Raw genomic sequence first — 6,648 nt, forward strand, 5'->3', positions numbered from 1 at the left:
TTTCTCAGGTGTACCCTCATGTTGCATGAACGCATCCGTCGGGCGCGTGTTCTGAAGAACATGACCCTTCAGCAAGTCGCTGATCAGATCGGTGTTTCCAAGCAGGCGCTGTCCAAGTTTGAAAAATCAGACAGGGATGCGCCCAATTCTGCACGGTTGATTCAACTGGCTGATGCGCTGGGGGTTAGCCCTGAGTATTTTTTCCGCTCTGAATCAGTTGAGCTGGGTGCAGTGGATTTCCGCAAGCATTCGGCGTTTGGTAAGCAGAAGCAGGAAGCCGTAAAAGAACAGGTGCGTGAACATCTGGAGCGCTATCTGGCGGCAGAGCAGTTGTTTTTAATTGATCCAAACGTCAGTGACTTTGCCCAGTGGCATCAGCATTTTGCAGTCTCTCAGGTCGAAGACGTTGAAGTGGCGGCTGAAAAGCTACGACACGCCTGGGATCTGGGACTCAACCCCATCGGCAACCTGACTGAAACCCTGGAAGAAAGCGGCATCAAGGTGGTGGGCCTGCACGCCCATGAAAAATTTGATGGTCTTTGTGCGTTGGTCAATGGTGGAGTCGATGCGGTTATTGTCAGCAATATAGACCGCCCCGGTGAACGCCAGCGTTTTAATCTGGCGCATGAGCTGGGGCATTTGGTGATGGCCTTGCCTGAAGCCCTGCACGACACCAAAGACGAAGAACACTGGTGCCACCGCTTTGCCGGTGCTTTTCTGTTTCCGGCTGGTCAGGTACGTGCAATTTTTGGTGATCAGCGCAAACGGGTACTGCTGGAAGAGTTTCTGCTGGCAAAAGAAGAATGGGGGATCTCCATTCAGGCAATCCTGCGGCGCTTGCTGGATCTGAATATTATTACCCCGAACTACTACCAGAGCACCTATAAATACTGGTCTATGCTGGGATACCGCACTAATGAACCTAAGCCATTGCCTTCAGAAACCTCTTACCGCTTGCGGCAACTGGTTTACCACGCACTGGCAGAAGGACTGGTGACTCCCTCCAGAGCAGCCGAGCTGCTGAATACATCTTTGGCTGAAATCGAAAAGGTGATGGGAAATCAACAAACCAGTGAGCTTGAACGTGTCGGTTAAGGTTCTGGTTTCAGACACCAATATCTGGATAGACCTTCATCGCAGTGGTTTACTTGAAACTGTTTTTGCCTTGCCCTACCAATTTGTAACCACGGACTTTGTATGGCGTGAGTTACGCAAGCCACCGGGTCAACAACTGACCGATCTGGGCTTGCAAGTAGAGGGGATGAATGGTGATGAGATCGTGACCTTGTTTCAGTTGCGTCAGACACTGGGCAATTCTTCTTTGGCGGATGTGTCCTGTTATTTTCTGGCAAAGGCCAGAAACTGGACTTTGTTAACCAACGATGGTGCCTTGCGTAAATCCGGCCACCAGGCGCAACTGGAAGTTCGCGGGGTTCTCTGGATTCTGGATGAACTTGAGTCGCATCAGTTACTGACTTCACAGCAACTGGCTGAAGCGCTGGATTCCATGCTGGAAGCCGGTGCCCGTTTACCCAGGCATGAATGCAATCTGAGGCTGAACCGCTGGCGTTAGGCTGGTAAGCTTACATAAATACAATACCTGCGCATAAGTGAAGGAGCTTGCCTTGTTTAAGGATGAAGTCACCAAAGTTGAACAGCCCGCACTGGAGCAGCTGCAAAAGCTGGGTTGGTCTTATGTGCCAGGGGCAACTTTGGCACCGGCTGCGGTCAAGGGTGATCCTGCACCGGCAGAACGTGCTTATTACCGTGATGTGGTGCTGCTGCCACGGCTGGAGGCAGCCATCCGGCGGCTGAATCCCTGGATCAGTGAAGAAAACCTGCGCAAGGTGATGCGCGACATTACCCATCCCAATCATGCCGCCTTGATGGAGTACAACAAGGCCATTTATGATCTGCTGGTAAATTACCTGTCGGTGGATCAGGATCTGGGCAAGGGGCGCAAAGGTCAGACGGTTAAAATCATCGACTTTGATGACCCTGCCAATAACGAATTTCTCTGTACCAATCAATTCAAGGTGGAAGGCGCGAACCAGAACATTATTCCTGATGTGGTCTGCTTTGTGAATGGCCTGCCGCTGGCGGTGATTGAGTGCAAATCCCCTTATATTGCCAATGCGTTGGAGCAGGGCATCGATCAGCTGCGGCGTTATGCCAACCTGCGGCAGCCAGAAGTGGAAGAGGGTGCCCAGAAGTTGTTCTGGTACAACCAGATGATGATCTCCACCTGCCGCGATCAGGCGCGAGTCGGCACCATCAGTTCCAGTGCCCAGCACTACGGTGACTGGAAAGATGCTTATCCCTTTACGGATGCTGAGCTGATCAAACTGCGTGAAGCTTCAGTACCCAAGACCTATCAGCAGGCACAAGACATCGCGGATATGCCTTCAGCTGCATACTTTGCTGAAGCACAGCGCCTGGCAGCCAATGCAGAGCAACAGCTTGAGATCACGGCTCAGGAGCGTTTACTGGCCGGTATGTTTGCACCGGCAGCTTTTCTGGATCTGATTCAGAACTTCACCCTCTATGAAACCGTTGATGGCCGCTTGATCAAGAAGGTGGCGCGTTACCAGCAGTACCGGGCAGTGAACAAGGTTGTTCAGCGCCTGAAAAGTGGCAAGGATCGTAAAGCAAAGTCGGGGGTGGTCTGGCATACCCAGGGTTCCGGTAAATCCCTGACCATGGTGATGCTGGCGGTAAAAATGCGCCGTGATCCAGAGTTGCAGCAGTATAAACTGGTCTTTGTCACCGACCGTACCCAGTTGGATACCCAGCTTTCAGCCACCTTTCGGGACGCTCAGAATGAAACCGTACACAATGCGGATTCAGTCGCCAAATTAAAAACCCTGTTGCAACGTGATGCCTCGGATATTGTCACTGCCATGGTGCAAAAGTTTCAGGAGGCGGAAGCAGAAGGGGATTTCACCAATCTGAACCCCAGCGACAAGATCATTGTGCTGGCGGATGAAGCTCACCGTACCCAGTTCGGCAATCTGGCTGCCACCATCAATGCTGCCCTGCCGAATGCCCCCAAAATCGGCTTCACTGGCACCCCCTTGCTGAAAACCCAGAAGATGGATCAGGCCTTTGGCGGGTACATTGATGAATACAAGATCAACCAGGCCGTGGAAGATGGGGCCACCGTGCGGATTTTGTATGAAGGTCGCCAGGTGCAAACGGATGTGGTGGGCGACTCGCTGGATGCGCTGTTTGAAGAATACTTCAAGGATTACAGCGACGACGAAAAGAAAGAGATCAAGAAAAAATACGGGGTGGAGCGTGCCATCCGTGAAGCACCAGCTCGGATTCGCTGGGTGTGCCTGGATCTGGTTAAACATTACCGCGAACACATCCAACCCAACGGTTTTAAAGGCATGATTGTGGTGGGCAGCCGCCATGCCGCCACCCTGTTCAAGAAAACTCTGGATGAGCTGAATGCGCCCCAGTCAGAAGTGGTGATTTCCGGCTCCCACAACGATCCGGCTTATCTGGCCGAGTTCACCGATAAAACCCGTCAGAAGGACATCATCAAAAATTTTACCAAGCCGCTGACAGAAAATCCCACGGCCTTTTTGATCGTCAAGGACATGCTGCTGACCGGCTTTGATGCCCCCATTGCTCAGGTGATGTATATCGACCGCAGTTTGAAGGATCACACGCTGATGCAGGCGATTGCACGGGTGAACCGCACCTGCTCATCGCCGGTGGGTAAGGGAGCCAAACAAGCAGGTTTTATCGTGGATTATTACGGGCTATCCGACCACCTGACTGACGCCCTGGATCTGTTCAGCAGTGAGGATACCGAAGGTAGTTATTTCAGCCTGAAAGACGAAATCCCGAAACTGAAAGCCGCCCATACGCGGGTGGTGCAGTCACTGGCTGGTGCCCGTTCCGATGATATGGATGATCAGTTGCTATTCCTGAAGGATGAAGACCTTCGCCAGCAGTTTGAGCTGGCATTCAAGCGTTTTGCCAAGCAGATGGATGTGATTCTGCCAGATGCAGCGGCCAAGCCCTTTGTGGCAGATCTGAAGTTCTGGGGCAAATTACAGAATGCTGCTCGTAACCGCTACCGAGATCCGGGGCTGGATATCAGTGATGCCGGTGAAAAAGTACGTCAGCTGGTGGAGGAGCACATCATCAGTACCGGTGTAGATCCCAAAATCCCACCGATTGATTTGATGGCCAGTAACTTCAGAGCCCAGGTGGAGCAGATCAAGTCGCCTGAATCCCGTGCTTCTGAGATTGAAAGTGCCATCAAGCACCATATCACCATCAACTTGGAAGAAGACCCGGAGTATTACAAATCCCTGAGCCTGCGCCTGAAAGAAATCATTGAGCGTACCCAGGGCAAATGGGAAGAGCAGACCCAGTTGTTGCTGGAGTTTCGTAACACCATTGAAGTTCAGCACAAGCAAGCTGCGGATGATCTTGGACTGAATGAAACCGAGTTTGCCTTCTACAATATCCTGATGGCTGAAGTGACCCAGCATTCAGGTGAGGATGCCCTGAGTGAGAGTGTGCATGAAGAAATTAAAGCCACCACCCAGACGCTGGTGGAGCAGTTTGATGAAGCCACTCAGATCGTGGATTTTTTCGATAAGCTGGATCAGGTCAAACGCATGAAAAAAGAGATCAAGCGAGCGGTACTGGACTGCTCTTTTGGTGACACGGATCTGGTCAACGTGATTCAGGATCGCTTTATGGAACTGGCACAAACCCGTTTCAAAAAGAGCCATTGATGAATGCCATGACACCCCAGCCCAGGACTTCCCATCAGGAATACCGCGATGGCAACGGTTTTATCGTTGAAGTCATCCGCACATCAAGACGCAAATCTGCCGATATTCGTGTGGAAGAAGGGGCGGTATCCATTGTGGTGCCAACGGATACTCCCGTAGAGCGAATTGATCAGCTGCTGGCTGCCAAACGCCGCTGGATCAAGGAAAAAATGGCGTTACAGCAGGAAAAGGCACCGGCCAGTAATCGGCAATTTGTGTCTGGTGAAGCTTTTTCCTATCTGGGGCGCAATTACCGCTTGAAGATCGAACGCGGCTCCTTTGCCCCTGTAAGGCTGCTGAACGGACGATTGATGGTTGTGCTGCCCTATGGTGATGAACAGCCGCACATGGTTCGTAACGCGCTGGTACGTTGGTACAAGCGCCAGGCAGAACAAAAGCTCACTGAAAAAGTAAAACGCTTCGCTCCGCTGGTCGGGGTGGAGCCAAAAAGCGTGAAGATCAAAACTTTTAAATCCCGCTGGGGCAGCTGCACGGCCAAAGGTGAATTGGAATTCAACTGGCAAATCCTGCTGGCACCTAATCGCATGGTCGATTACGTGGTGATTCATGAACTCTGCCACCTGATCCGGCACGACCATTCCCCCGAATTTTGGCAAGAAATGAACCGAGTCATGCCGGATTACCAGGAATGTCGCGCCTGGCTGAAAGAGCACGCGTTGAAGCTGACTGTGTAGATCTAGCTTCAAGGTGAAACGCGGGGCTAAAAAATATTTTACTTGGAGTTGATGCATGAGTGGACAAGGTCGCAGCATACGTCTGTTTCTGGTTGATGGTCTGGCTAATGGTTTGTTGACCGCAGAAATTATGAACTGGACAGGTCATGCGCTCACCGGGCCTCGTACCAAGCTACCTGAGTTAGTGCAACGTCCAGAATGTGCACGAACCGGGGTTTATTTTTTAGTGGGCACTGATCCAGATAATGCGCTGAGACCGCTGGTGTATATCGGGGAGTCTGATGATGTGGCTAAGCGACTGAAGCAGCATCACCGGCCAGAAGATCAGGGTGGTAAAGACTTCTGGGAAAAAGTCTGCCTGATTACCAGTAAGGATCAGAATCTCACCAAGGCCCATGTTAAATTTCTCGAAAGCAGGCTTCTTGCACTCGCCAAACAGTCTGGGCGCTGCGGCCTGATAAATGGCACCGCACACGATTACACCATCTTGCCTGAGTCAGATCAGGCTGATATGGCTTTTTTCATTGAACAAATCAAAACTCTGCTTCCTGTTCTGGGTTTTGATTTTCTACGCGAACGCCAGCAGGCAACACAGCCTAAAAATCTTCCTGAAGAAGTTACAGAGTCAATCACTACATTTGAAATGGAAATCCCAAAATACCAAATCAAGGCTCAGGCAAGGGAAGTTGAAGGGGAGTTTGTGGTTTTAGCCGGTAGTAAGGCCAGAGATCATTGGGCCAGTACCACAGACTATGCCAGTTACAAACCGCTTTACCAGCAACTGACCCAAGATGGCGTTTTGGCTAAAGATGAACAGGGTGTTATGCGCTTTACGCAAGACCAGGCCTTTTCAAGCCCCAGTGCGGCTGCTGCAATTGTTTCAGGGCGACCGGCTAACGGCCGTACCGTCTGGCTTGAAAGCCAGACTCGAAAAACCTATGGCGACTGGCAGAGTGAACAGGTTGAGTGATTCCAAAGTAGAGCAGTGAATGATGTATGGGTGTCAATTTAAGGCTGCAAAACATTAAAATATACTAATATAAATAATGTAATCGCTATGAGTTTTACTATCTAAAAGGACAGGCCTGTGGTTAAAGGCAAAAAACTATGGATGAGTTGCAAATAAATTTGGGGGACTGATTGGGGGACTGCTT

The 6,648-nt window shown here is 51.0% G+C and carries 5 protein-coding genes; all 5 read left to right on the top strand.

The window, feature by feature from the left end:
* Positions 1 to 18: 18 nt before the first annotated feature.
* From IBX50_RS15605 to IBX50_RS15625, 5 genes are read left to right on the top strand one after another with little or no spacing between them, the layout of a single operon-like run.
* A complete protein-coding gene (locus IBX50_RS15605; RefSeq protein WP_292257221.1) occupies positions 19 to 1,095 on the top strand; it encodes an XRE family transcriptional regulator in 1,077 nt (358 codons plus the stop codon).
* Positions 1,085 to 1,573 (top strand): hypothetical protein, encoded by a 489-nt coding sequence (locus IBX50_RS15610; RefSeq protein WP_292257222.1) that lies wholly within the window; start codon positions 1,085 to 1,087, stop codon positions 1,571 to 1,573. The genes IBX50_RS15605 and IBX50_RS15610 overlap by 11 nt, the downstream gene beginning before the upstream one ends.
* 52 nt (positions 1,574 to 1,625) lie before the next feature.
* Positions 1,626 to 4,760 carry an HsdR family type I site-specific deoxyribonuclease gene (locus IBX50_RS15615; protein ID WP_292257223.1) on the top strand — a complete coding sequence of 1,045 codons (3,135 nt, stop codon included), beginning with the start codon at positions 1,626 to 1,628 and terminating at the stop codon, positions 4,758 to 4,760.
* A complete protein-coding gene (locus IBX50_RS15620) occupies positions 4,760 to 5,494 on the top strand; it encodes a SprT family zinc-dependent metalloprotease (protein ID WP_292257224.1) in 735 nt (244 codons plus the stop codon). Before IBX50_RS15615 ends, IBX50_RS15620 begins: the two co-directional genes overlap by 1 nt.
* 55 nt (positions 5,495 to 5,549) lie before the next feature.
* Complete coding sequence (locus IBX50_RS15625) at positions 5,550 to 6,464, top strand: DUF4357 domain-containing protein (protein WP_292257225.1); 915 nt, start codon at positions 5,550 to 5,552, stop codon at positions 6,462 to 6,464.
* Positions 6,465 to 6,648 lie beyond the last annotated feature (184 nt).

Source organism: Marinospirillum sp. (assembly GCF_014859565.1).

Coding starts and splice junctions, on each gene's coding strand:
- IBX50_RS15625 (WP_292257225.1), top strand. CDS start 5,550: ATGAGTGGACAAGGTCGCAGCATACGTCTGTTTCTGGTTGATGGTCTG.
- IBX50_RS15605 (WP_292257221.1), top strand. CDS start 19: ATGTTGCATGAACGCATCCGTCGGGCGCGTGTTCTGAAGAACATGACC.
- IBX50_RS15620 (WP_292257224.1), top strand. CDS start 4,760: ATGAATGCCATGACACCCCAGCCCAGGACTTCCCATCAGGAATACCGC.